Consider the following 23948-nt stretch of genomic DNA (forward strand, 5'->3'; position numbering starts at 1 on the left):
CAGGATGGTATTTCAAATGAAAAATATAAAATACGCATTGGCGCTCCTGCTGTTGGGCGGAACCTATGCCTGCAACGAACTCGATATTCCTCCGATCAATGTGGTCCAGGACCAGGACGCATTCTCGGATGCCGGTATGCAGGCCTACATGGCTGCATTGTACAGCCGGATGCCCATTGAAGACTTTAAATACAGTGCCCAGGAAGGTACCGAGGGCTTTGATACCTGGAATAACATTGCGACACCTGCCCTGAACACCGGTGAGAATGCGAACCGCAACAACGGTGGTTTTGTGAACCCGGCGCGCGGTTATTGGAAAAGTGGCTACCAGGTGATCCGCAATGCCAACTACCTCATCCGGGAACTGCCTGATTACGTTTCGTCGCTCACGCAGCCGAAAGTCGACAAATGGATCGCTGAGGCGCGCTTCGTTCGGGCATTCGCCTATTTCGCACTGGCGAAACGTTATGGCGGTGTGCCGGTTACCGAAGAAGTGCAATCGTTGAACGGCAGTTCGCTGGAATCGCTGCAAATACCGCGCAGCAGTGAGCAGCAGGTGTACGACTTTATCCTCGCGGATCTCGATTTTGTGATTGCCAATATGCCCGAAACCAGCGAACAGTCGGGGCGGGTGAACAAAAACATTGCGGCCGCATTCAAGTCGCGGGTGGCTTTGACAGCCGGTTCCATTGCGCGGTATGGCAATCCCTTCGTGAAGGATGGGGTGATGCTTTGCGGGATTCCGAAAGAGAAGGCCAATGATTATTTCAAAGCCAGTTTCCAGGCGGCAAAGATGATCGAGGGTAAATATTCGCTTTATACCAAAAAATGGTCGGCAGCAGACAAGGTTGCAACGGCTGACAATTATGCGGACCTTTTTCTGGACACTTCAAGTCCCGAAACGATTTTTGCGAAGGGCTATTCCTATCCCGAAGCCGTACACAGCTTCGACGCCGTTTACGCACCGCCGCATATGACGTCCACTTACGGCGACCGTTTCAATCCGACTCTCGATTTCGTGGAGCTGTTCGACGGACTGCCCAAAAATGCGAAAGGGCAGCTGAAAACGACCGACGACAAAGGCAACTACGTTGTGTTCGACTATGTAGAGCAGCTTTTCGAAAACTGCGAGCCGCGTTTGCGGGGTACTGTGCTGCTGCCAGGACAGCCGATCAAAGGCGTGCGGACGGACTTGCGCCGTGGCACGCTCGCTGAGTCGGTTGATCCATCGATCCCCATTCCGAAGTTCATTCCCGAGGATATGACCAGCGGCTATAATTCCAACGCCTTTTACAATACCAATGTCAAACAGTCGGGCACCTGGAATAACCAGACGCCCATGGTATTGTCGAACGGGCAGTCCATTAACCCCACCGGCCTGGACGGCCCTACATCTGCGAACAATGCGACCATTACCGGTTTCCATGGCCGCAAATGGCTCATGCCCAACCTGGCACCCTCGGCGACAGCATTACACCGGTCGAACCAGTCGTGGATCGAGATCCGGTATGCGGAAGTACTCCTCAACCGGGCGGAAGCCGCATTGGAACTGCACCAGAATGGCGTCACCGAGGTAGATGGTGTGGCGTTGCTGAACGACGCTTTTGAAAATACCAACAAAATCCGGACCCGCGCAGGTGCGGTGTTGCTCAAAAGCACTGCCGAGCTGTCGTCTGCACACCCGCTTGCGCCTGGCACGGGTGTAGGCTCGTACGTACTGGCACCTACACGCGGTTTGCAGCTCGTGCGTATCGAGCGGAGAAAGGAGCTTGCTTTTGAGAACAAATTATGGTGGGACATGCTACGGTGGCGCACGGCTGATGCGGAGGTGAATGCGCGGATTTGGCGTAAATGCAACCCTTTCCTGTTCGCCAAAGGTGCTGTGGCTGAAACCAATGACTACATTCGTGGCAAATACATTTTCGATTGCCGGTTCGAGGAGCGGAGTGCGAGATTTACGGTGGCTACCAAAAATTACTACGAAGCTATCCCGGGAGCTGAATTGATCGCTAACCCGAAACTGGTTCAAAATGAGCAATATTGATCACTGAAAATGAATTTAACAATGAAAAGTTTTCTCTATTTCCTATTCATCCCGGTCGTGCTGTGTGCTTGCAGGATCGACAATGTGGACGCGCCCGATGCTACTTTTGAAGGCCAGCTGGTGGATGCGGCCGGTGTCGGTATTCAGTTGGAACAAGGAGCATCGAGTGCCCGCCTGAAACTCGAAGAGCTGAGTTGGAGCAATACGCCCCTGCCCATGTACCTCAATCTGAAACAGGATGGGTCGTTTATCAATAACAAGCTGTTTCCGGGAAATTATAAGGTAACACCAGTGGAGGGACCTTTTTATCCCGTGGCCGAAAAGGTCGTCGACATTACCGGCGCTACCCGGCAGGACTTTACGGTAACCCCTTACCTGAATGTGGATTGGGTAGGGGAACCGACGGTGAATGCGGATAAAAAGCTGTCGGTTACTTTTAAATTTACCGGCAATCCTGCGCCGGAAGGTCTTACCAAACCTAATCCGCTCGATTACCAGCTCTTTATCTCCACCAATCAATATGTCGGAAACAATAATTGGGACAATACCGCGGTGGGAGCCGTAGTGCCGGTCACTGTGGAGAAGGAGGGGCAGCAGATCACGATTGCTTCTTCGGTAGCCATGAAATATTCGACTATCTACTATGTGCGGGTCGGTGTACGCGTGAACGATGCTTATAAAAAGTATAACTACACAACAATCAAGACCGTAAAGGTTCCTTAGTTTATACGCAGAGGTAGTGCAGGCCCCCGGGATCGTTGATCTTTGGGGGCTTTGTTTTACAGTGCGTCCGCATCGCGGATATAGAGCAAATATCTCGGCTCAACCGTTTTAAACCGTTTTGCCTGATCCAGAAATCCGTATTTCAGGCGGGTCACATGAAAGTGTTCGGGAGCAGCGCGGATTTCCGCGCCTACACCGGACCGGATCAGGCTGTCTGCGACAGCGGCATTGGTATACAGGTAACAAGGTGCATCGTCAATGAACTCGTCGAGGGATTCGCCGTTTTTGATCAGTTTCACTTCTCCCGGAGAGTAGAATTCGAAGCTGTAAGAAAAGGAGCCATAGGCGGCGACAGGCAGATGCCGGTTCCGTTCCGGTATAACCCGCGCGGCCTGCATTCCCGATTGGTATTTGAACAGGAACGGGTAAAAGAACTGAAACAGAAATATATACAGGATGGCTGCCATGGCGTACCCTTTGAACAAAAGTTGTTGCATTGCATTACGGTAGCGGATGACGCTCACTGCGAACACGATCGCCAGCGCAATAGCTGCAGCTACAATGCCATTGCTGATGCCGGTGATGTACAGTAACACCGAAATGCAAACCAGCGTAGCGACCATCAGCACAGTTTGTATTGTGATGAGGGGCGCGAGCCGTGAGCGGTTTGCGAGCTGCTGGAAGAAATAAGCGGTAATCATCGAGAAATACGGGAATTCGATCACCAGGTAATGCGGAAGCTGAAACCTCGATAACGAGAAAAGCAGGAAGGTCAGTAAGGTACTTCCATACACCACCCAGCGAATGGAGTCTCGGTTCCTTTCGAATCTCAACAGATATACAATGCCTCCGATAAGGCCCACCGACCAGGGAAGGAATGCCCATAACGTGGTGTGCAAAAAGAAGGTGACGTCGCCCTTGCCTTTGATGGGGCCTGTATTGAAAAAACGGCCGAACTGGCTGTCCCAAAAGAAGAAACGGATGCCCGAAACATGGTGCCGCCCGAATACGGTTTTCTCGGGATGCAGGTCGAACTGGACGTAGAGGCTGTACAGTTCGGGCAGGATGAAAACAAAGCATAAAGCAAGCATCAGCCACCAGCGGTAATTTTTGAATTCGCGGAACTGTCTGGTAATGAGCCAGTAAATAACCCATCCACCGTAGAGCGTGATGATGACAAAAATACCCTTGGTCATGATGGCGCAGGCGGCGAAGAGTGCAGCCCACACGAGATGCGACCCATGCGCTCTTGCATGTACGCGCAGCATGTGCCAGGTCGCGCCCACGATGCAGGCTGTCAGGTAAGGTTCTGCGCGCACGTCGAAGTTGGCAAGGGTGCTGTGCAATGCGACGGTGTATATCAATACTGCTATTTTGGCTACGTCATCATTGTATAAATTCTTGGCAATGAGGTAAGTGTACCGCAGGCTCAGCAGCCAGAAGAGGAATGCGGGGAGTTTGTACGCAAAACCCGTAATGCCAAAGACCTTATAACTGATGGCGGCCATCCAGAAAGGGAAATGCGGCTTGTCCAGCCAGTCGTGGCCGTCACCATGGAGGTTGACCCAGTCGTTGTGCAGCACGATGTGCTTGGATATGGTCGCATACAACGCGCCATCGGGTTCGATGATGTCGAGCCAGAGGCCGGGAATGTTAAGTAAGATACCGGCCAGCAGCAGCCACGGGAAATAACGATGCAAAAATGGGTCACGGTTGTTCATAACGTTGCGTATTTCGGGGAGACGGCACGTTTAAATGGTGTATGCTCCCCGATGTACGCACGAAGGTTTGAACTTGTGACGGTTATGTGCTGAAATAAGCTGTTATTTAATTGTTAACAACGTGCATCTGGGCGTTTTAACTACCGATCCCGGACGGTTTTCGTTGCCCCACGCGGTGAGTACGTTCAGCACCGGTTCCAGGCTTTTCCCCATATCGGTGAGCTGGTATTCCACACGCGGCGGTACTTCGGGATAAACTTTACGGCTGATGAGCCCGGCACTTTCCAATTCGCGCAGTTGTAAAATAAGAATGCGCTCCGAAACTGCCGGCATGCTGCGCCGGAGATCGCTGTACCGCATGGCGCCGTAAGCCAGCCGCCAGAGAATGGAAGGCTTCCAACGGCCGCCGATCAGGTCTAACGTGTAGGCCATGTCACAATTTCCATTGATCAGCAATTCGTTTTCAAGGTTCGTGGAGCTCTGTTTTCGCATAACTTACATTTATGTTAGTACTTGATAATTATGTTAGTACCTGTAAAATTAAGAGTGTCTGGATACTTTTGCAATGAAACAAAACAATTTATAATCATGCAAAATCTGAAAGACAAGGTCGCATTCGTAACAGGAGGATCAAGGGGAATCGGGGCCGCCATTGTGCGCAGGCTCGCTGCCGAAGGAGCGAAGGTGACTTTCACGTACGTCAGCGGTAAAGAACAGGCCGAAGCATTGGTGAAGGAACTCACAGGTGAGGGGTTGAATGCGGTTGCAGTGCATTCCGACAATGCAAAGGAAGGTGCCGTTTCTGCGGCCATAGATCAGGCGATCGAGCATTACGGTAAGCTCGACATCCTTGTCAATAGCGCGGGTGTGTATGTGGGCAAAGCATTTGAGGAGCACACGATTGAAGATTACGACTTTGTAATGAATGTCAATGTGAAATCGGTTTTTGAGGCTTGTCTGACCGCTTCGCGCAAAATGGAACGCGCCGGACGTATCATTACCATCGGTAGCTGCATGGCCGACCGCGCGGCAGTCCCGCAGGCCACGCTGTATGCGGCGAGCAAATCAGCATTGTCGGGTTTTACGAAAGGGCTTTCGCGTGATCTCGGGCCAAAGGACATCACCGTCAACCTGATCCAGCCAGGTCCTGTAAATACCGATATGAATCCTGAGACATCCGAGTTCTCCGATTTCCAGCGTGGCATGATGTCGATCCCGAAATATGGCCGTCCCGAGCATATTGCCGACGCCGTTGCGTTCCTCGCGAGCCCGGCCAATAGTTACACGACAGGCTCGGTGATCACCATCGACGGCGGGACGCTAAGTTAGCCTGTTGGATCGGACGGATTAGTTTTCAATATTTGCCGCAACCATCAGGCCGCAAGCATTGGAAAACGAATCAGCATTATACCGGATGATCCTGGACCACGTTCGGCGACGTATCGACCTGACGGACGCTGAGCAGGCCTACTTTATTTCCCTTTTGAAGGTCCGCCAACTGCTTCCGCGGCAATACCTGGTCCAACAGGGGGATATCTGTCAATTCGAAAGTTATGTATGCAAGGGTTTTATGCGTTCTTTCTATGTGGATGAGCGCGGGAATGACCATACCCTTCATTTTGCCATGGAAGACTGGTGGATTACGGACTCCACCAGTCTTCATTTGCAGACACCCGCATTGCGGAATATCGTGGCATTGGAAGCTTCGACCTTATTGCAGCTCGAAAAGCAGGATCTGGAACAATTGTACCGCGACATCCCGGCGTTCGAAAGATTCTGGCGCATTATGGAACAGAAAGGGGCCATTGCGCAGGACCAGCGCATTCTGAACAGCCTCTCCATGAACGGAGCCGAACGTTACGAAGCGCTGATTGCCAAATACCCCACGCTCGAACAACGCATGCCGCAACGGCATATCGCATCCTATCTCGGTATTACACCGGTGTTTCTCAGCCAGATCCGCAAACAGAAAAGCCGGTCGCGTTAAACTAGTTTAATGTGTTTTATTAAACTACTTAAACGAGCCTGCCCTGGTCGCTGCCATACATTTGTAAGCAAAAAAAGTGTATGGAAACGACAGGGAAAAGCATTTTTGACAATACGTATATTTTAGGTAATGCACTAAAAAACAGGTTAGTAGTGGCGCCAATGACCCGGTGGAGTGCAGACGATAACGGCGTACCGACGAGGGAAATGACTGATTATTACGAAGCATTCGCAAGGGGCGGTTTTGGAATGATCATCTCCGAGGGAACCTACACCGACGCGCTTTTCAGCCAATCCGACTTACGGCAACCCGGTATATCGAACCGCCGGCAAATGGAAGGATGGAAGCGTGTGGTGGAGCGTGTGCACGCGCATGGTGCTTGCATTGTGAGCCAATTGATGCATGCGGGTGCATTGCGGCAAATGAGTAACCACACGATTGCGCCGTCGGCGGTGCGGCCCGTTGGCACACGTGTACCGGAGCACGGCGGTCTGACGGGACCGTTCCCCGTACCGGCAGAAATGTCCCTGGCCGATATGGCCGATATTCAGGCCGGATATGTCCGGGCTGCGCAACTGGCGGTGGAAGCAGGTTTCGACGGAATCGAGATCCACGCAGCCAACGGCTATGTTTTTGATCAGTTTATCACGCCGCATACCAACCTTCGCACGGATGCGTACGGAGGCGGCACGCGCAACCGCCTGCGGTTTTTGATGGAGGTGTACCGGGCCATTAAGATAAGCGTACCCGCCGGTTTTATGGTCGGTATCCGCATTTCGGAAAGTAAAGTGAACGACCTGACCTACCGGTGGCCGGGTGGTTCTGAAACAGCACGGAGTATTTTCGGAATTCTGGCGGAAATCGATCCCGACTATGTGCATATCGCCGCTGAAGGCGGCCGGTGGGACCGTGAGGCACTTTATCCCGATGGCCTGTCTTCGACGGGGATTGCGAAAAGCCTTTTAAGATCGCCCGTGATTGCCAATGGAGGAATGCACGACGTAGCGCTTGCCCAGTCGCTGCTGAACAGCGGCCAGGCGGATCTGGTATCGATAGGCCGGGCCGCGATCGCCAACCCCGACTGGCCGCGACGTGTGGCCGCCGGTGAGCCGGTTGTTCCGTTTTTCAAAGCGCTCATTACCCCCAGCATTACTTTGGAACACGCACAAAAGGTGATGCATCAGTTCAGGCAACCGCTGGTTTGATCTTGCAAAGCCATAAAACGGCTATTTGGCAGCGAAATCAGGCCGCTCGAATACCTCAGCGACCGGCCTGGTTTCGACCCACCAGATCCTGTCGAGTGCAGGGTCATAGTACCGTGCGAGTTTTCCTTTGAGCAACACTACTTTCTTGATCTCCTGGGGGAGGGGCATCAGGTTGCTGCTGGCACCGTACACCTGCCGGAAGCCATCCAGTAAATATGGTTCCTTTACGAGTGCCGCTATGTCAAATTTCCTGGTGTCAATTATTTCGATATTTCCTTTTATCAGTGCTACCGGAGGGGCGTCGCGATGGATAGGGAAGGTAATATAGGCGATTTCCGAAGAGATACCATTTTGATACCAGACACGGTGTTCCTGCGCATTGGATAGCATATAAGGATAGCTCCGGAATGCTTCGTTGATTTGCTGATAAGTTGCTTTTTTACCATTGAGATACAACTTCGTTTTGCCTTCATAGCCCATCAATTCTTTTTTGCGGTCGAAATAGCCAGTCTTGTAAAGTGTAATGACCCCTTTCGGCCAGGGATTGTTTTCCCGGAATTCTACTCTCAGACGGTTTTCAGCTAGGAATGGTGGCAGGTTGTTACTTAAGTAGGCTTTTAACTCAGTCTTTACATTTTCAGGATGATAGGAGTCGTAAAAGGGGCTGGAAGGAACGCTGTAAGCAGAAAGACGGTGTCCGGCCATCACTTTTTGCGGGAGGAACCAAATGTCAAACCCATCGCCGAATGCATAATCGGCCTGATAAGTTTTACCGCCGGCAAAAGGAGCAAATTCGCCCCCATCGTAAGTGAGGTAGTAGCTATGCATTACTTTGGGTTCCGCTTTGGCTGTGACTTCGGCAAAATAGAAGCCGTCGGCATCAGTTCGGATCGTCTTAATGAATTTTTCGTCGTGTGAGAGTCTAAGTGGCAGGTTGGCGACAGGTTTTCCGGTTTTCGCGTCAAGCAAAAGCCCTGACAAGTGCAGTATTTCTTTGGGCGCCCTTTTGCTATCGTTTTTCGGACCGACCCACATTATCCGCCCTTTCATCAGCACTTCTTCATTGGGCAAATCCTGTCGGAAAGCCACGAGCAATACTGCGAGCAAGGGGATGATAAACAGAAAACAGGATAGCAATATGCGCGGGCTGCCAGCCTTGTTCATCATCACAATACGCTGTTTCAGCGAGATGAAACCAAAGTGATTGGCGAGGCGAAAAGCCGGGCCTACGGCTGTTTTAAGCAGGAGGTACTGGTAATTTTTGGTGTCGGCATGGTTTTCCACCACCTTATTGTCGGCGATATATTCGAGGTTTTGGCGAATGGCCTGGCTGATCATCCACACGAACGGATTGTACCAGTTGACAATGCACAGCAGCTCCGACCAGATCACATCGAATGTATGCCTCTGCCGGACGTGTATATATTCGTGCAGGATCATGTCCTGTAATTCGTCGGGTTCGTGTAAATGCGGATTATAGAAGATCGATTTCCCAAAAGAGAACGGTGGTATTTCGTCGTCAAAATGATAGAACCGGATGCCGTCGTTGGAAAAGAGCGTCGATTTGCTGCGGATTCTGTTCAGAGAAACGATATGCAGCACCAGCCGGCATGTCATTACGAGCATACCCGCAATCCAGGCGATGACGAGCCAGTCTCGCGTATCCCATGCATTGGTCGTCTGAGTCTCCGGGGTTAGGTCAGCGCGGTGGGCAGGTGGCGGTACCGCGAGGCTTATAATTGGAATGCTGTGCACGATCGCGTGCGCGGGGGTATCTTGCGGGTACTCGCGCACGCGATTGCCGATATCGACAAAGGGTACCGCGAAACACAGGGCAGTGTACAGAATCAGATACCACCGATTCCATTGAAAAAATGTAAGCTTGCGCAGCGCGAAGTGATAAAACAAGGCAATCAGCGCGAAACTAACGGATAATTTGAGCAGGTAATCCGGAAATGGCGACATGGCTGTGCGGTTTTGGCGTTCATTTTTTTCCTTCGATCAGCCCGATGATATCCCGAAGTTCATCGGCGGATATTTTATTCTTCTGTACAAAAAAACTCACAAGTTCCTTGTAGGAGTTTTCAAAATAGTCCTTGACCACATTACCCATAAATTTCTGTTTGTAAGCTTCCTCCGTTACAGCGGGGGCGTACAAATAGGCATTGCCGATCAGCCGGCTGCTTAAATACCCTTTCTTTTCCAGGTTTTTGACCGTCGATGCGACGGTGGTGTAAGGCGGAGTGGGGGGCGTCATGACGGCCATAAATGACTTGACACTGCCCTCGCCGGTTTTCCAGGCGGCGAGCATGGCATCCTCTTCCTGTGCTGTTAGTTTTTCCATCATTACGAATTTTTCGTAATTCTACGAATGTTTCGTAAATAACAAAAATATTTTTCTTAAAAAAACAGGAGGAAGGCGTCAGATCCCCGGATTCTGGCTTTTGTAGAACTGCACCTTTTTGAACATTTCGATGAGGGTCGAAACTTTGAGTTTTTCAAAAATGCGTGCCTTGTATGTACTTACCGAACTTTCGGTCAGGCTGAGTTTGATGGCGATTTCCTTGGTCCAGTAGCCTTCGATCAACATGTCCATTACTTCCAGTTCACGTTGGGAGAGGTGTTCCAGGGGGTTTTCGCCATTGGGTTTGTTTTCGAGGGTGTTTCGCAACAATTGTTGCTGTACAGCCATGCTGATGTAATTGCCTGCTTCGAGCATCGACAGGATGGCTTTCTTGATCTCATCCTGAGATGCATTCTTCGACAAAAAGCCGTTTGCTCCGGCCTTGATATAATGAAGGGCGTAAATTTCTTCTTCGAGGCTGGAAAAAATCATGATCAATACCTTCGGCTGTATTTCCCTGATCCTGGGGATCATAGTAAACCCTTCGCCATCCGGGATGTTGATATCCAGTACGACCAGGTCGATGGGATGCTGCGTCAGTTGAGCCAGCGTCTCACTGAACGACCCTGCCTCGTAAACCGCCACCGGATTCAGCAAATCAAGAATCAAGAACCGCGTGGCAAGCCTGACAATCGCATGGTCTTCAACCAGTAAGATTTGTTTCATTTGTTTAGGAGGACTTATATTCAGTTTAGACCGGCTGTAACTTTCTGAATGCCAATGGTTATCAAATAAGTGCAGTAAATATTAAGTAAAATTCCTATTACTTAATGTAAAACTTATTCAGCGGTCTGTACAAGTTTACAGTTTATTGACGGGTTCGGCAAAAAAAAGTTCACAACAAACCAATAAAAAAACGTGCCCGCATATGCCTTCGCCAGCTCATATTGTAGCCCTGCAAACGGAGAGAGGTAATTAGTTAATGAAAATCACAAGAGTGATGACATCTTAAACGATGAATTCTATTTGCAGATACCAGAGATATTTCTACAAACTATTGATTAATTATTTTGCTTGATTTGTATCAAATTATGTAATTTGTCGAAATAAATTAATTCTATTAAAAGTAAATGTATTTTTACAATCTGCTAGATTCACAGCTGATCGTGTTTTTGCCTTTAATCCGCCATGAACATATTAATTATCGAAGATGAGCCGCTGACGGTTTTGGGGTTGAGACAAAAAATAACTGAAATCAATCCACAGGCTGAGATCGAGACTGCTTCATCTTTTGAAAAAGGTTTCGAGATCGCGGGCCGTCATCCTTTTCAGCTGACGATCCTGGATATAGACATACGGGGTAAGGCGGGAACGGGGGCTGTGCAGCGCATGAAGACGGGATTCCCTGAAACAGCCATTCTAATCATCACCGATCTGGATGAAAGGGTTTATGGACTGCCTTATATGAAAGCAGGCGCGGACGGGTTTCTCTGGAAACTTGCGTCTTCGGTTCAGTTCGAGGAGGCGATCCGGGCGATGATGGTAATGGGGAAGTTTGCTAGTGTCGCATTGCAACAATTGATAATCCAGGAAAGCCAGCTGCATCGTTCGACACGGTATGTCAATCCGCTGATGAACATTTCGGACCGGGAGCGGGAAGTGATGAACTATCTGATCGACGGCAAATCGACAACTGAAATCGCGTCAGCACTGAACATCAACAAAACCACAGTAGGTACGCATAAAATGCGCATTCTGAAGAAAATGCAGGTAAGCAGCCTGATTAAGCTGATCGAAAAAGTTACCATGCTCAGCTGACCTGCCGGCAGTGTTCAGCTGAAATACAACTCGAAATCGGTGGTATCGGTTTGCGAGACCCGGATCCGGACACGGATCAGCGCGGCGATCTCCTTGACGATAAGCAATCCCAGTCCCGTGTTTCTCCCTGACACAGTCCCGCTCGCGGAGCGGTAGTTTTCCTGGTTGAAAAGATTGACGATCTCCTGTGGCATGGGTGTGCCATTGTTGGTCACCGTCAGTCGCAAGCCTTCCTCATATTGCTCTGCCTTAACCCGGATCAACCCGTCTCTTGTAAATTTTGTGGCGTTATCGATCAGGTTATGGATGATGATGGCAAGTAACTGGAAGTCGGAATGAACGGTCATTGTTTCCGGAATTTCGTTGACCAACCGGTTGTTTTTTTGTTCGATGACGTTTTTAAAAATCTCGTACTTGGCGATCGTGAGTTTTCGGAGGTTGACATCTTCCAGGACGAGGCTTTTGCCATACACATTGGCTTTGGTGTAGTCGAGCAGGTCTTTCATCAGATTACTCATATTTTGTGAGGAGTTGGCGATCACATCGCCGATCTCTGTCACGAGACCATATTGTCCTTTCCGTACCATAGGCCCGATTTCCGATGAAGTACGGTTGATGTAGTTAAGGGGCGTCTGAAAATCATGGGTCATGGAAGTGAGCAGGCGAGATAGTACATGCAGCTGGCGGTTGACTTCGTTGTTTGAAGTTTTCAGGTCTTTCAATGTCCGGTCCAGGTCAAGCGTTCTTTTAGCTACTTTAAGCTCTAACCGGCGGTTTTCCCGCCTTACTTTTTTAAGTTTGAGAAGGTTGTAACCATAGATGGCGAGTAAAACCAACACGGCGAAAGACAAGCGGGCCCACCAGGTTTCGTACCAGAGGGGCGCCACAATAATCACCATTTTTCTGATTTTGTAGTTCGACGGGCCAAAACCATTGATTTTTCTGACAAACAGCGTATAGTTCCCTGAGTTCAGGGTGGAAAAAGTAATGCTCACATCCCGGCCTGGAACCGGAACCCAGTCTTTCCCCGTCGGTTTGGCATGGCCTTCCATCAGCGCGTAGGAGATCTGAAGGTCGTAGGGATGCCCGAAATGCGGGGTAGCCATCGATAGCGTAATACGTTTCGGATTAGAGGGCAGGCGTATCGTATCGCCCCGGATGAGAACTTCCACGCCAGATTGCTCGGCTTTATCGAAAAATATCGATGTGGATGGCGTACTAATGCTGTCGATCACTTCGGGGCGAAACCAGACCAGGCCTTTCAGGGAGGGTAGCGATACATAGCCATTGCCTAGCCTGACTGCACAGGGCTGGCATCCTCCGTTGAATTCGTTGGTTACAAATCCGTCGTTTTTATAGTAGTATTCATAAAATATTTCTTCCGGTGCACCGGGGAATCGTTTCATAGCATGTCCGAGGAGGTCATTTCTGCTAAACCTGAAAAGCCCTTTGTTCGTCGTGATCCAGAAGAAGCCTTGCCGGTCTTCGAAAATGCAATGCGCAGAAGCGAGATACCTGTTTTTGTCGGAAGTAAGCTGGACTATTTTGCCTTCCGAGATTAGCATAATGCCTTTGTCCGCCACAGTAAGCCAGGTTTCGTCTATCCCGCGGACATAAATGCTTTTGATATAGAGTTTTTCTGTTCCCTTTATCAGCAAGCACTTTTTGGAACGGAGGCTTACATCGTGCAAACCATTTTCGGTACCGACCCAAAGACTTTCAGCAGATCGCTGTGTAATGTAGGAGATACCTTCGAAGTTTCCTTTGGCAAATAGTTGCGGTGGATCAAAACGGGCTTCGGGTCTGATACAGTATAGTCCGGCCCAACGCAGACCCACCCATATCGTACCGTTTTGATCCTCATAAATGGATTTGATCTCTTCGCCCATCTCCCAACTCCGGATCGGTTTGGTGCTGTTAGGATAAAAAACCACCAACCTTGTCGCTGATTTGACCCATAGAAACCCTTTCTTGTCCCTGATCATACCGCGGGTGTCCCAACTATGCGGAAGCTCGAATGGAACACGGCTGTGAATGGTGTGGTTTGTTTGGGGAGCCAGTCCCAGGATAATACCCAGCGGAGTGATGACACTGTTTTGATCGTGGGGCACCTGTGCATAGAAAACGTTGTCCATTTCATCCCTGGATGGATAGAGCAGGGTTCGAAATTGTTTTTTACGGAGCACAAACAGTCCCTGCGTAATGCTGCCGAGATAGAATATTTTCCGGGGCTCGTCGTAGTAAACGCATTTGACATTGCGCGATTCGAGATTGAATCCCTCGAACATGAGCGTGGTGACCAATTCTCCATTGGAGCCCGGTTCAATGCGATACAATTTCGCATTGGCATAAAAAAAGGCTTGGTCCGCCGGAGAATTCCAATAGAGTTCCATGCTGGCGGGCTGGTTACGATAGGTGGGGTCCAGGAGAATGTCTCCGGTGATCTTCTGTTTTTCCGCACCACCCGGTGTAAGGCGAACGACGTTCCTGTTGGCATCAAACTGATACAGTTGCCCGCCCAACGAAAACAGGTTCCAGAAGTTATCGATTCTGAGCCGGATCGAACCCGTCTTTTTCCATTGATCATAGCAATCGACGCGATCATGCATGCAGACAAAAAAATGGCCGTTACCAAACGCCGACGGGATAAGATAATACTTTAAATTGGCGTCGTGGATGTTAAACGGCAGGCCTAAGGTGATCATCGTCGTTTGGTAGCCTTTGTTTAAATAGGGGAGCCGGCCGGTCTGGTTGCGCGTGTGGAGTGAATCGACCACGGCGGTTCCGCCTGCGATCCGGACCCAATTGCTGCCGTCGGAAGTGGTGAACGCCGCAGTGGACCGCTTGTTCGTACCCGCCTCCATGCCCGGATGGATGACGTAGAAGCGGTTGCTTTTGACGTTAAGGTTTCTGCGGTCAAAAAGATAAAAGTTACGGCCGTCGAATCTGACAAGCCCATTTTCCGTTGCCATCCATACAAAACCCTCGCTGTCGCCGACGATGCTTTTGACACTGTTTTGAGGCAGTCCGTTCTCGTCCGTATATTGTGTAAGGTATAGTGGTTCGGGCAGGGCTTCCTGAGCCCATAGCGGAATAAATAGCAGACCGGCTATTGCAGTAGCCAGCAACCCAAAGAGTTTTTTCACTCGGATTCCTGAATGGATGTTCAACTAACTGGTTGTGAGGGGTAGTGACGGCCACACCAATAAAGATGCTATCCGATCGTGTGAGTAAATAAATAGAAAAAAAAGTCGATATACAATCGATAAGTTTCTACAAACACCTTGGTAACTATTTTCTGAATATATGCCTAATATTGCGGAATATATATCTTGCAAGCCTCTGTCTGTATCGATCAGCACTTCTATGAAATTTTTATGTATCGAGGATCACCCGCTCATATTGCTGGGACTCAGAATGGTCCTTGCCGATTTTAACCCGCTGGCAACGATCAGCCACGCCGAAACTTTCCAGGGCGGTCTGGCGCTCCTGGAACAGGAACGCTTCGATCTGGCGGTGCTTGATATCGATATCCCTGGCGGAGAAAATGTGAGAATGATGCGGATCTTGCGGGAAAAACAGGCAGGCCTGCCAATTCTGATCCACTCTGCCTTCGACGAAAAGATCTATGCATTGCCATACCTTCAGGCAGGTGCTGATGGCTTTATTTCCAAGCAGGCTCCTCAGGATGAGTTCAAGTCGGCTGTCGGGGCCATTCTCGATCATGGCCGCTATGTGAGTTATGAGGTACAGCAGATTTTCCTGTCGAGTTTTTCTGAGCCGGGCGGCCGGTCTTCAGGTAATCCTATTTTTACTTTGTCGCCCAGGGAACGGCGGGTGATGCAGCTTATGACCGAGGGGAAATGGACGAAGGAAATCGCCGCGATCATGGACTTGAAGGAAAATACGATAAGTACGTACAAAAGACGAATTTACGACAAGCTGGATGTGAAGGATCCGATCGAATTGTCAAAAAAAATAGCGTTGTTTAAGTAACAACGCTATTGATGTCAGGGGAAAGCCCTGCTATTTCGCAGGCCTTTTGAAAATAGCAGGATCAACCGGTGTATTAATTGTTATTTTGCTGGTAATGAACGACATTGTTCCCATTTGCGGATTGCTGATTTCCATGGTGTTAGGGAATTTCACGCCATCCACTTCTTTGTAATCCGTCATTTCGATTTCGCCGTCCTGCCCGTTCATCGATACCTTTACCTTGTTGACCAGAAAAGTATTCGCATCCAGATATTCGTCGATGACCTGTCCGTCCTTGGTAGTCAGTTTCAGGTGAAATACTTCCTTTTTGTCAACTGTTTCTTTTCCAATCAGTTCGACTTTATTGCCTTTGCCTTTATAATCGACAAGGCCTCCGAATGGATCCAGCGAACTCAGTTGTTGTTTTACCTGATCTTCGGGCATATCCTCAGGTTCTCCGGTACCGCCCATCATCGTCGGACGGATCATCCACCCTTTGGAATCGTCAACAACCTGGACCATGGTGTTGCCCATGACGGTAGATTCATTCCGAACCGATTTGCCTACTACAAGGGTGGTTTTATTGGGGATTTCCATTCCCTGGACTGCAAGCGACCGCTCAGTAACCACGGTATTAACGGCCTTGATTTTGTCGAGACCTCCCAAAGCAGTCACATGCTTATCGACGATTTCATCTACTGTCTGTGCGTAAGAAGCCGCGGAAACGAATACCGCTGCCATTGTCCAAATTAGTTTGTTTGCTTTCATACCGAAGTTTTATTTGAGTTAAAAAGGCTTGTATTAGATTGGAATAAGGTCGAGGGCTATCTCGGGGCACTTCCGCCGCCGCTCTGGCCTCCGCCTTGCTGCTGGCCGCCACCTTCACTCTTCACATCGTCGTTATTGACCGATTTGGCTTTCCGCTTCGGCGCGTCCATGGTCATTTTACCGATTTTGTAGGTAAATGTAAGACGGAATCCGCGGTTATACATATAAATGTCGTTTACCTGGTTGAATTGGAGTGAGTTGAGTTCGGTATGCATTTTGAAGCGTTTGCTCAGGAAGTTTTCAGCAGCTAATCCCAGGCTGGCTTTCTTGTTGGCAAACTCTTTTTTTACACCCACCGTATAGAATCCAAAACCGCCTTGCTTACCCTGTAACTGTATTTGTGTGCCCTGCATAAATCCGAACGCCTGGGCTCCCCAGCCATTTCCGAATGTGGCTTGTGAGAACAAACCTCCGCTGACGTTCACGCCGTCATTGTCGATTTTTTGCGACAACCCATTCTGGCCAAGGGTTTGCCCGGTGAGGGTCGTATAGAACACGTTTGCGAAAACCCCGAAATTGATCTTGGACGTTGCCGCAATGTTGGCAAAAATATTGGCGCCATAAGCGTGCTGCTTACCAATGTTTTCATACGTCGTTACAATGGCCCCCGCGAGCGTGTCCGAGGGATTGCGTACCTGCGTGATGGCATTGTTGGTGACCCTTCCGAAGAAGGTAGCATTCACATAAGTCTTTTTGATATTCTTGCTCAGGCCGACTTCAAAGTTGTTGGTCAGTTCGGGACGAAGTTCCGGATTTCCGATCGTAATGTTCTGCGGGTTGGCCGAGTTGAAGTTCGGATTGAGCTGTTGCAAGCCCGGACGCTGGATACGACGGTTGTAGCCCAGTTTAACGGTGGTACCTTTAAAGGTTTTCGAAGCATTGATACTCGGTACCAGCACACCATAGTTACCCACGCCCACAACTCCCTCATTGGTACTCGCGTCGATGAAAGTATGTTCGTACCGCAATCCTCCCTTGAAAGTATATCGTTTCTTGGTCGTGTAGGTATAAGACGAGTACGCTGCCGCGATGTTCTGGTGATAGGTCAGGTCTCCCGCCGGTTGGTCGGTCTCAGGACGGAAGTCTCCGGTCGCTTCGGCAATCAGGAAGCTGTATTTACTTTTTACTTCCCGGAAAATGCCTTTCCCTCCGAATTCCAGCAACTGGTTTTTCTTAATGGGTGTCTGGTAATCGGTTTGGAATGTGAATTCCTCATTGGTGCTTTTGTTGAGGTTTTTCTGCCGACCGGTGAGCTGCCGGTCTCCGTTGAGCAGGTCCGCATCAAAGTCATTGGTGAGGCCATTGCGGCTATAAAGCGTGGAGACGCTCCATTCCTGCTGAGGCTTGAAGGTATGCAGGTAATCGACGTTTACGTCCACCGTTCCCGACAGGTTTTTCGCATCCACATTTCTGGTCGATTCGGTGTCCGTGGTTCCCGTTTTCATCAGGCGCGTTACAAGGTCCTGCTGGTTGGTGAAATTGCGGACGCCGTATTTGACGCCAGCGGTCAGACTCTGATTTTTAGCGATGTCGTAGTCAAAACCAAGATTATAGTTACCAAACAGTCCATGACTCGAACCATCGCCGGTTTGCCGGGTGGTCGTGGTCACGTTTTCAACGGTACTGGTTTGTTCCAGTCTGGTTTTGGTGATGGTGTTGTACATGCCGCGACCGAACCCGCCGATGGTAAAACCGGCCTTGCCTTTGCGGTAGCCGCCATTCAACGCCAGCATCGAACCCCGGTTTCCAACGCCGGCATCGACATTCAGATTCAGTCCCTGCAGCGAGTTCTTTTTGGTAATAATGTTGATGATCCCGCCGGAGCCTTCCGCATCATATTTGGCGGATGGACTGGTGATGACTTCCACCGATTTGATCTGATCGGCCGGAATCTGTTTCAACGCGTCGGCCACGCTGTTGGCGATGATGGTACTGGGTTTGTTATTAATAAGTACCTTAATGTTTTGGCTGCCGCGGAGCGACACATTCCCGTCGAGGTCAACGGTGAGCAACGGAACCTTGCGGAGAATGTCCGTTGCGTCGCCCCCCTTGGCCGTGATATCCTTTTCCGCATTGTACACGAGCCGGTCCACTTTCTCTTCGATCAATGCGGCCTGTCCGGTTACAGTTACTTCGTTCAGCGTTTTGGTATTGGATGCCAGCGTGATCGTGCCCAGATCAAGCTCCTGACCTTTTGCCAGCTTGATATTGTCGATGGTTTTGTTGCCGTACCCAATGAAAGATATCAACACTTTGTATTCTCCCGCGACGATCTTTCCGATTGTGAATTTTCCCTTTTCGTCTGCAACCGTGCCATCTACTGCCTGCCCGTTGCCCTTGCTGTATAAGGCAATGCTCACAAATTCAATAGGTTTGGTGGAAGTCGAGTCGACAATGGAGCCAGTCAGTCTGGCCGATCCCTTGGGGGTTTGGTCGCCGGCTGTTCCCGGCAATGCTTTGGGCTGACTGCTTCCCGTCGTCGGAAATTGTGCGAATGCCGGAGACAGGAACGAGCATGTGAGAATGTAAATAATGAGGAGAAATCTGGTCATCTTCATGGTTTTGTTATTAGCGGCACAAAAATGGTTCGAAGAACCTGCGCCGGAAAGTAAATTATGACAAAGGCTAAAATAAGCGGGATGGATGCTGAGTTGCGTCCGATGGACGATGGCTACCCAGGAAACGAACAGGTGCAGGTCCCGATGCAAGTTCTTTGTGTGGACGCATTTGTTTGAATTCGGAGGGATCGGTTTACTTACCCGAAATGCACGAATACTAAGAAATTGCGCAACTTACTGAACGGTTCAGGCATTCTTGTCTTTAATTACACAATTTGCAACGTTCGAAATAATCAATTTCCCTGTTTCACCGTGTATCTGTTCAATCGCCTGCGCATTCGTTTCCTGCTGATGCTGGTAGCTCAAACCGGATGCTATGGGCAGCTACCGGATTTCAATGTCCAGTTGCTCAATGACAAGAACGGTATCCAGACTTCGAATGCATCGCGGATCATCCGTGACAGGACTGGTTTTTTGTGGATCCTTTCACCGAGGCACTTGCAGCGATTCGACGGCCAGAGCGTCAGGCGAGTCGATACGGCCGGAGAGGACCTGCTAGACATGGCATCGGACGGTTCGGGAACGCTGTGGGTAGTGTCGGAGAAGGAAATAAAACGATACCGGAACGACCATCGCGGCCTGCTTAAGGTAAAAACGGATGGGCCACGTCTCGAACCGCTGAATAAACTCAACAAACTGCAGATCACACCGGATGATGCGATTTGGGCGAACGCAGGCAGGGGATTGTACCGGTATGACGGGCGCACGGACTCGTTTCGTTTTCACCAGCTTCCCGGTTTGCAGGACCATTACTATTACCGGAGGATTTTCAATAGCCGGGGTTACCAGCTTTACCTGGCAGATATCCGGACGGTGTTTTGCTACGACACGCGGAAAAAGATTGTACGCAGTGTGCCATTTGAGTCTGCGAGGGCGGTAGTTCCCGTTAATGATGACATTGCCTGGGTGAGCACTTCGTTGCACCACACTTTTGAAATCAACTTTGCCGACGGTTCGGTCAGGCGGATCCCGCTTTTGGATACAGCGCACCCGTTGGGCATCCCCCTCGCCGAGCTGATCAGCTTTACCGCGCTGGGAGCGGGTAAAGGCCTGGTCAATACCACCAAGGGGTGCTATCTCTATCATGAAAAAGACAGGACATTCTCACGGGCAGTTATTTTTGATTCAGGCAAATCTTTGCCCAATGACGAAAACTACTCGGATTTCCGCGATCCTGACGGCACGCATTGGATACTTTCTCAGGATGGAATTTTGTTTTTCAGACCGGAAGCGCACACCATTGGCTGGATCAATGGTTTCGCCGGTAACCAGCAAAGCCCTGCCAATAATATCAAGGCGCTGGCAGAGGATAGTCAGGGAAATATATGGCTGGGGACGTCAGGCGGCATCTCGGTGCTCGATGTCCGAACCGGGCAAACCGCTGCAGTGCATGACAAACAATCAGGCGCATTTACTTCCGAAGTCCGTGGCCTGCTATTCGACGGGAAGAACCTCATTGTAGCACCCAGCCGGGCATTGCCCATGGTTTTGGACCCGGTAAGCCGTGCCTTCACCGACGTGATCTATCCGGAGGGTGCGATCGGGCGACGCTTGCGTGCGCGGCTGCGGGACGATCTTATCGCGACAATTGTACGAATGCCGGATGGTAATTTTCTGGTGGTCGGTGAGAGCGTCTGTTATCGCATTGAGAAAGGCAGTTATCGTATCCGTGAAGTGTATTTCAGGGGCGTGGAGCGTATCGTTCAGACTGTCGCGCAGGACGCCAGGGGCAATTATTGGATGGGAACCTATCAGGGCCTGCTCGTCGTGGATGACCAGTTCACGAACGCGGTGAGCGATTCCGGTTTTTCGCCGGGCAATCTGGTCAGTGCGGTGCTCATTAGAAATGATTCGACGGCCTGGTGCGGCTCCGTCGGCCTGTATGAGGTAACCAAAAAGGGCAAAGAACTGAAAAAGAAGTTGATATTTCCGGAGCTCCGGAACCAGCGCATTGCCATGATCCGTCAGGACCGTTCCGGGCGGGTGTGGATAGGTAGTGACGACGGACTATACCTGCTGAACCGCGAAGCGGATAAGCTCCAATGGTTTGATTTTCGGGATAATATTCAGAACAGGAGATTTAATTACAACAGCGTCCTCGAATCGGCAGATGGCAATATTTATATCGGGGGCCTCAGCGGATTGAACTATTTTGATCCGGATAAGCTCAAATTCAGGGAGGAACGATTGAATGTCGTGATCACTTCGGTGCGGGTCAACCAGGATGACTCGATCCCGATTGGAAATACCCCTCCGCTACAATTGAACTGGAAGCAGAATTCCATCGAAATCCAGTTCCTGACCCCATATTACCGCAATCCGCAGAAACTGATGTACCGCTACCGTCTCGCGGGATTGGACGATAACTGGGTCGATAATGGCCGCAGTAACCGCGTGCGATTTTCTTCATTGTCGGGAGGAAGCTATGCATTCACGGTTGGAGCCAGTCTGGATGGCGTAACCTGGTGGGAGACGGCAGCACCATTTGCATTTACCATTCTTTCACCATGGTGGGAGCAATGGTGGTTTGCGGTATTGTGCGTATTTGGAACAGGCGGTGCCTTGTATGGGCTGTTTCGCTGGCGGGTGACGCGGATTCGTCGGCAGACTACCCTTCGCGAGCATATGGCAGAGCTGGAAATGAGGGCTTTGCGTGCACAAATGAACCCGCATTTTATTTTCAACTGTCTGAATTCAATCAACCGTTATATCGTCAAAAGTGACAATGCTACTGCCTCGCTCTATCTGACCCGTTTTGCTAAGCTTATTCGTCTGATACTCGACAATTCAAATAGCAAGAAGGTTCTGTTATCGAATGAGCTGGAGGCATTGAAGCTATACATCGAGATGGAGCGGATCCGGTTCGACAACCAGTTCGAATACCGCATAGAGGTCGGCGAAGAAGTGAATCCCGATTCGGTGCAGGTCCCCTCGTTAATTATTCAGCCTTATGTTGAGAATGCGATCTGGCATGGCCTGTTGCATATGGAAAACAGCGGTAATCTCTGGATCAGGCTTCGGATGATTGATGAGAGTGTGCTGGAATGCGTGGTCGAAGACAATGGGATAGGCCGTGAAAAGGCTGGGGAGTACCGAAGCAAATCCGCTACGGGCAGGAAATCGTTGGGTATGAAGCTAACGGAGGACCGCATTGCCGTGTTGAATCAGTATGCACAGACCAATGCGAGGGTGGAAATCCTGGACCTGAAAAATGAAACCGGAGAACCATCGGGAACCAGGGTGACGATCACGATACCCGTGTAATGGAAATCAGGATAACCTTGATAAAAAAGAAGATATGATCAAATGTGTAATCATCGACGATGAGAATAACTGTCTTGAGATGCTCGAATGGTTGTTGAAGACCTACGCGCCATCGGTATCTGTAGCGGCGATGTGCAGCTCGGGGGAAAAGGGTATCGAAGCCATTCGCGAACACCGTCCCGACGTCATTTTTCTCGACATTGAAATGCCAAAAATGAATGGCTTCGATATGCTGGAAAAATTTGACAAACTGCATTTTGACGTAGTATTTACGACGGCTTACGACAAGTTTGCGATCAAGGCATTTAAATACAGTGCATTGAACTATCTGCTGAAACCTATTGACCCGGATGACCTCAAAGAAACCATTCGCCGGATCGAGGAAAAGCGAAACGTACCATCGCGAGAGCAGATCGAACTTTTATTCCAGAGCGTGCAACAGATGAAACCAACACCCATCCGCATTGCGCTCACTACGGGCGACGGGATGATCTTCGTTCCTACCCATGACATCCTTTATTGTGAAGCGGAAAGCAACTACACCAGCGTCGTGCTGGCGAGCGGCAGGAAAGTGGTGGTGTCGAAGGTGCTCAAAGATATTGATGAAGCATTAAGCGGCCCCGATTTTTACCGGATACATAATTCGTTCCTGATCAATCTGAACCGTATCAAGAAGTTTGTGAGAGGGGAGGGCGGATATGTGGTCATGGACAACGATGTGGCGATCAGTATTTCGCGGTCGCGCAGGCAGGAGTTCATGGAAATGTTTGCCCGTTTCTGATTTTCCCAAAAATTGTCTTGCAAGTGTTTTTAAGAAATGGTTGTGATTCCGCTGGGATTCTATATATGATGCTAATTTGCTCTAAATCGCTGTTTCCCCACTTCGCCCACCGAGGTTAACGAATCGGTTAATGGATCGAATGAGCTAGTTTGATTCAGTTTGGTCAAGTGTTTTTACGTCAAATTTACGACTTTTTGCTTTTTACTATTCCACTTAATAGTTCCCCTCGTATCTAAATTACGTTGCTCATGATTGTCGGTGAAATTTTATATTAATCCTATGAATAACATAAAATTATAGTTATATATGCAACATGATAAATATAATGCTTCATGTTTACTCAGCACTTGAATGTGCTCGCTCAAGCGCTGCGTTTTGAACGAACTTATAGCGAAATATTTGCCTTAGAAGTTAACTTGTTGAAAATAAATAGCTTGAATGCTCGTATTTCTTTGCTAGCTATTAACAAACCTAATTTGATAATTTGCCCGTAGGCCATTTTCTCTTCAGAGAGTTGGCCAAATTGAAAAAAATATTCGGTGGAACCCATTGTTAACCTCTATTGAGTAGTACTGTATGCGTTACGCATGTATGTGGTCAAAGATTTTTTACCTAGTATTAATTTTCGTAGCAACAGCTG

At 49.6% G+C, this 23948-nt stretch carries 17 protein-coding genes; 9 read left to right on the forward strand and 8 right to left on the reverse strand.

The features are described 5' to 3' along the window. The first annotated feature begins 16 nt into the window (after nt 1-16). Together BP71_RS03610 and BP71_RS03615 are read left to right on the forward strand one after the other, a co-directional pair. Complete coding sequence (locus BP71_RS03610) at nt 17-2044, forward strand: RagB/SusD family nutrient uptake outer membrane protein (protein ID WP_496376698.1); 2028 nt, start codon at nt 17-19, stop codon at nt 2042-2044. A 21-nt stretch (nt 2045-2065) separates the two neighbouring features. Further along, nucleotides 2066-2767, forward strand: a complete 702-nt coding sequence (locus BP71_RS03615) for a DUF3823 domain-containing protein (RefSeq protein WP_496376700.1) — start codon at nt 2066-2068, stop codon at nt 2765-2767. Between the two features lie 56 nt (nt 2768-2823). Here the strand turns inward: BP71_RS03615 and BP71_RS03620 are convergent, their stop codons facing one another. Together BP71_RS03620 and BP71_RS03625 are read right to left on the reverse strand one after the other, a co-directional pair. Next, nucleotides 2824-4488 carry an ArnT family glycosyltransferase gene (locus BP71_RS03620; protein WP_496376702.1) on the reverse strand — a complete coding sequence of 555 codons (1665 nt, stop codon included), beginning with the start codon at nt 4486-4488 and terminating at the stop codon, nt 2824-2826. A 102-nt stretch (nt 4489-4590) separates the two neighbouring features. Further along, nucleotides 4591-4980, reverse strand: a complete 390-nt coding sequence (locus BP71_RS03625; protein WP_496376704.1) for a winged helix-turn-helix transcriptional regulator — start codon at nt 4978-4980, stop codon at nt 4591-4593. 96 nt (nt 4981-5076) lie between these two features. Here BP71_RS03625 and BP71_RS03630 point away from each other — a divergent pair, with 96 nt between their 5' ends. The 3 genes from BP71_RS03630 to BP71_RS03640 all read left to right on the forward strand — a co-directional run bounded on the left by BP71_RS03630 (nt 5077) and on the right by BP71_RS03640 (nt 7680). Then, nucleotides 5077-5817: an SDR family NAD(P)-dependent oxidoreductase gene (locus tag BP71_RS03630; protein WP_496376706.1), complete on the forward strand. Its 741-nt coding sequence runs from the start codon at nt 5077-5079 to the stop codon at nt 5815-5817. A 58-nt stretch (nt 5818-5875) separates the two neighbouring features. After that, the gene (locus BP71_RS03635; protein ID WP_496376708.1) at nt 5876-6475 is read left to right on the forward strand and encodes a Crp/Fnr family transcriptional regulator; all 600 of its coding nucleotides are present in this window, start codon (nt 5876-5878) and stop codon (nt 6473-6475) included. 80 nt (nt 6476-6555) lie between these two features. Continuing rightward, nucleotides 6556-7680: an oxidoreductase gene (locus tag BP71_RS03640; RefSeq protein WP_496376710.1), complete on the forward strand. Its 1125-nt coding sequence runs from the start codon at nt 6556-6558 to the stop codon at nt 7678-7680. A 21-nt stretch (nt 7681-7701) separates the two neighbouring features. Here BP71_RS03640 and BP71_RS03645 read toward each other — a convergent pair whose 3' ends face one another. From BP71_RS03645 to BP71_RS03655, 3 genes are all read right to left on the reverse strand, one after another. Then, nucleotides 7702-9645, reverse strand: coding sequence for a M56 family metallopeptidase (locus BP71_RS03645; RefSeq protein ID WP_496376712.1), 1944 nt, complete (start codon nt 9643-9645; stop codon nt 7702-7704). Between the two features lie 19 nt (nt 9646-9664). Next, a complete protein-coding gene (locus tag BP71_RS03650) occupies nt 9665-10024 on the reverse strand; it encodes a BlaI/MecI/CopY family transcriptional regulator (protein WP_496376714.1) in 360 nt (119 codons plus the stop codon). A 78-nt stretch (nt 10025-10102) separates the two neighbouring features. Further along, nucleotides 10103-10750, reverse strand: coding sequence for a response regulator transcription factor (locus tag BP71_RS03655; RefSeq protein WP_496376716.1), 648 nt, complete (start codon nt 10748-10750; stop codon nt 10103-10105). A gap of 462 nt (nt 10751-11212) precedes the next feature. On the opposite strand from BP71_RS03655, the gene BP71_RS03660 reads away from it, so the two are divergent. After that, nucleotides 11213-11842 (forward strand): LuxR C-terminal-related transcriptional regulator, encoded by a 630-nt coding sequence (locus tag BP71_RS03660; protein WP_496376718.1) that lies wholly within the window; start codon nt 11213-11215, stop codon nt 11840-11842. 14 nt (nt 11843-11856) lie between these two features. Here the strand turns inward: BP71_RS03660 and BP71_RS03665 are convergent, their stop codons facing one another. After that, nucleotides 11857-14988, reverse strand: coding sequence for a sensor histidine kinase (locus tag BP71_RS03665; RefSeq protein ID WP_496376720.1), 3132 nt, complete (start codon nt 14986-14988; stop codon nt 11857-11859). Nucleotides 14989-15208: 220 nt separating this feature from the next. Between BP71_RS03665 and BP71_RS03670 the strand changes: the two genes are divergently transcribed. Next, nucleotides 15209-15838: a response regulator transcription factor gene (locus BP71_RS03670; RefSeq protein WP_496376722.1), complete on the forward strand. Its 630-nt coding sequence runs from the start codon at nt 15209-15211 to the stop codon at nt 15836-15838. Between the two features lie 30 nt (nt 15839-15868). On the opposite strand, the gene BP71_RS03675 is transcribed toward BP71_RS03670, so the two are convergent. Continuing rightward, nucleotides 15869-16558, reverse strand: coding sequence for a LolA-like protein (locus BP71_RS03675; protein WP_496376724.1), 690 nt, complete (start codon nt 16556-16558; stop codon nt 15869-15871). Between the two features lie 83 nt (nt 16559-16641). Beyond that, nucleotides 16642-19203: a TonB-dependent receptor gene (locus BP71_RS03680; protein WP_496376726.1), complete on the reverse strand. Its 2562-nt coding sequence runs from the start codon at nt 19201-19203 to the stop codon at nt 16642-16644. A gap of 312 nt (nt 19204-19515) precedes the next feature. Between BP71_RS03680 and BP71_RS03685 the strand changes: the two genes are divergently transcribed. Both BP71_RS03685 and BP71_RS03690 read left to right on the forward strand, forming a co-directional pair. Next, entirely contained in the window at nt 19516-22527 is a 3012-nt protein-coding gene (locus BP71_RS03685) for a sensor histidine kinase (protein ID WP_496376728.1), read from the forward strand. Nucleotides 22528-22561: 34 nt separating this feature from the next. Next, nucleotides 22562-23308 carry a LytR/AlgR family response regulator transcription factor gene (locus BP71_RS03690; RefSeq protein WP_496376730.1) on the forward strand — a complete coding sequence of 249 codons (747 nt, stop codon included), beginning with the start codon at nt 22562-22564 and terminating at the stop codon, nt 23306-23308. Nucleotides 23309-23948: the final 640 nt, after the last annotated feature.

This window comes from Dyadobacter ginsengisoli DSM 21015, assembly GCF_059568735.1.

Bases quoted from the DNA above. Each gene is read 5' to 3' on its own strand.
- BP71_RS03610 (WP_496376698.1), top strand. From the start codon at position 17: ATGAAAAATATAAAATACGCATTGGCGCTCCTGCTGTTGGGCGGAACC.
- BP71_RS03615 (WP_496376700.1), top strand. From the start codon at position 2,066: ATGAAAAGTTTTCTCTATTTCCTATTCATCCCGGTCGTGCTGTGTGCT.
- BP71_RS03620 (WP_496376702.1), bottom strand. From the start codon at position 4,488: ATGAACAACCGTGACCCATTTTTGCATCGTTATTTCCCGTGGCTGCTG.
- BP71_RS03625 (WP_496376704.1), bottom strand. From the start codon at position 4,980: ATGCGAAAACAGAGCTCCACGAACCTTGAAAACGAATTGCTGATCAAT.
- BP71_RS03630 (WP_496376706.1), top strand. From the start codon at position 5,077: ATGCAAAATCTGAAAGACAAGGTCGCATTCGTAACAGGAGGATCAAGG.
- BP71_RS03640 (WP_496376710.1), top strand. From the start codon at position 6,556: ATGGAAACGACAGGGAAAAGCATTTTTGACAATACGTATATTTTAGGT.
- BP71_RS03645 (WP_496376712.1), bottom strand. From the start codon at position 9,645: ATGTCGCCATTTCCGGATTACCTGCTCAAATTATCCGTTAGTTTCGCG.
- BP71_RS03650 (WP_496376714.1), bottom strand. From the start codon at position 10,024: ATGGAAAAACTAACAGCACAGGAAGAGGATGCCATGCTCGCCGCCTGG.
- BP71_RS03655 (WP_496376716.1), bottom strand. From the start codon at position 10,750: ATGAAACAAATCTTACTGGTTGAAGACCATGCGATTGTCAGGCTTGCC.
- BP71_RS03660 (WP_496376718.1), top strand. From the start codon at position 11,213: ATGAACATATTAATTATCGAAGATGAGCCGCTGACGGTTTTGGGGTTG.
- BP71_RS03670 (WP_496376722.1), top strand. From the start codon at position 15,209: ATGAAATTTTTATGTATCGAGGATCACCCGCTCATATTGCTGGGACTC.
- BP71_RS03675 (WP_496376724.1), bottom strand. From the start codon at position 16,558: ATGGCAGCGGTATTCGTTTCCGCGGCTTCTTACGCACAGACAGTAGAT.
- BP71_RS03680 (WP_496376726.1), bottom strand. From the start codon at position 19,203: ATGAAGATGACCAGATTTCTCCTCATTATTTACATTCTCACATGCTCG.
- BP71_RS03690 (WP_496376730.1), top strand. From the start codon at position 22,562: ATGATCAAATGTGTAATCATCGACGATGAGAATAACTGTCTTGAGATG.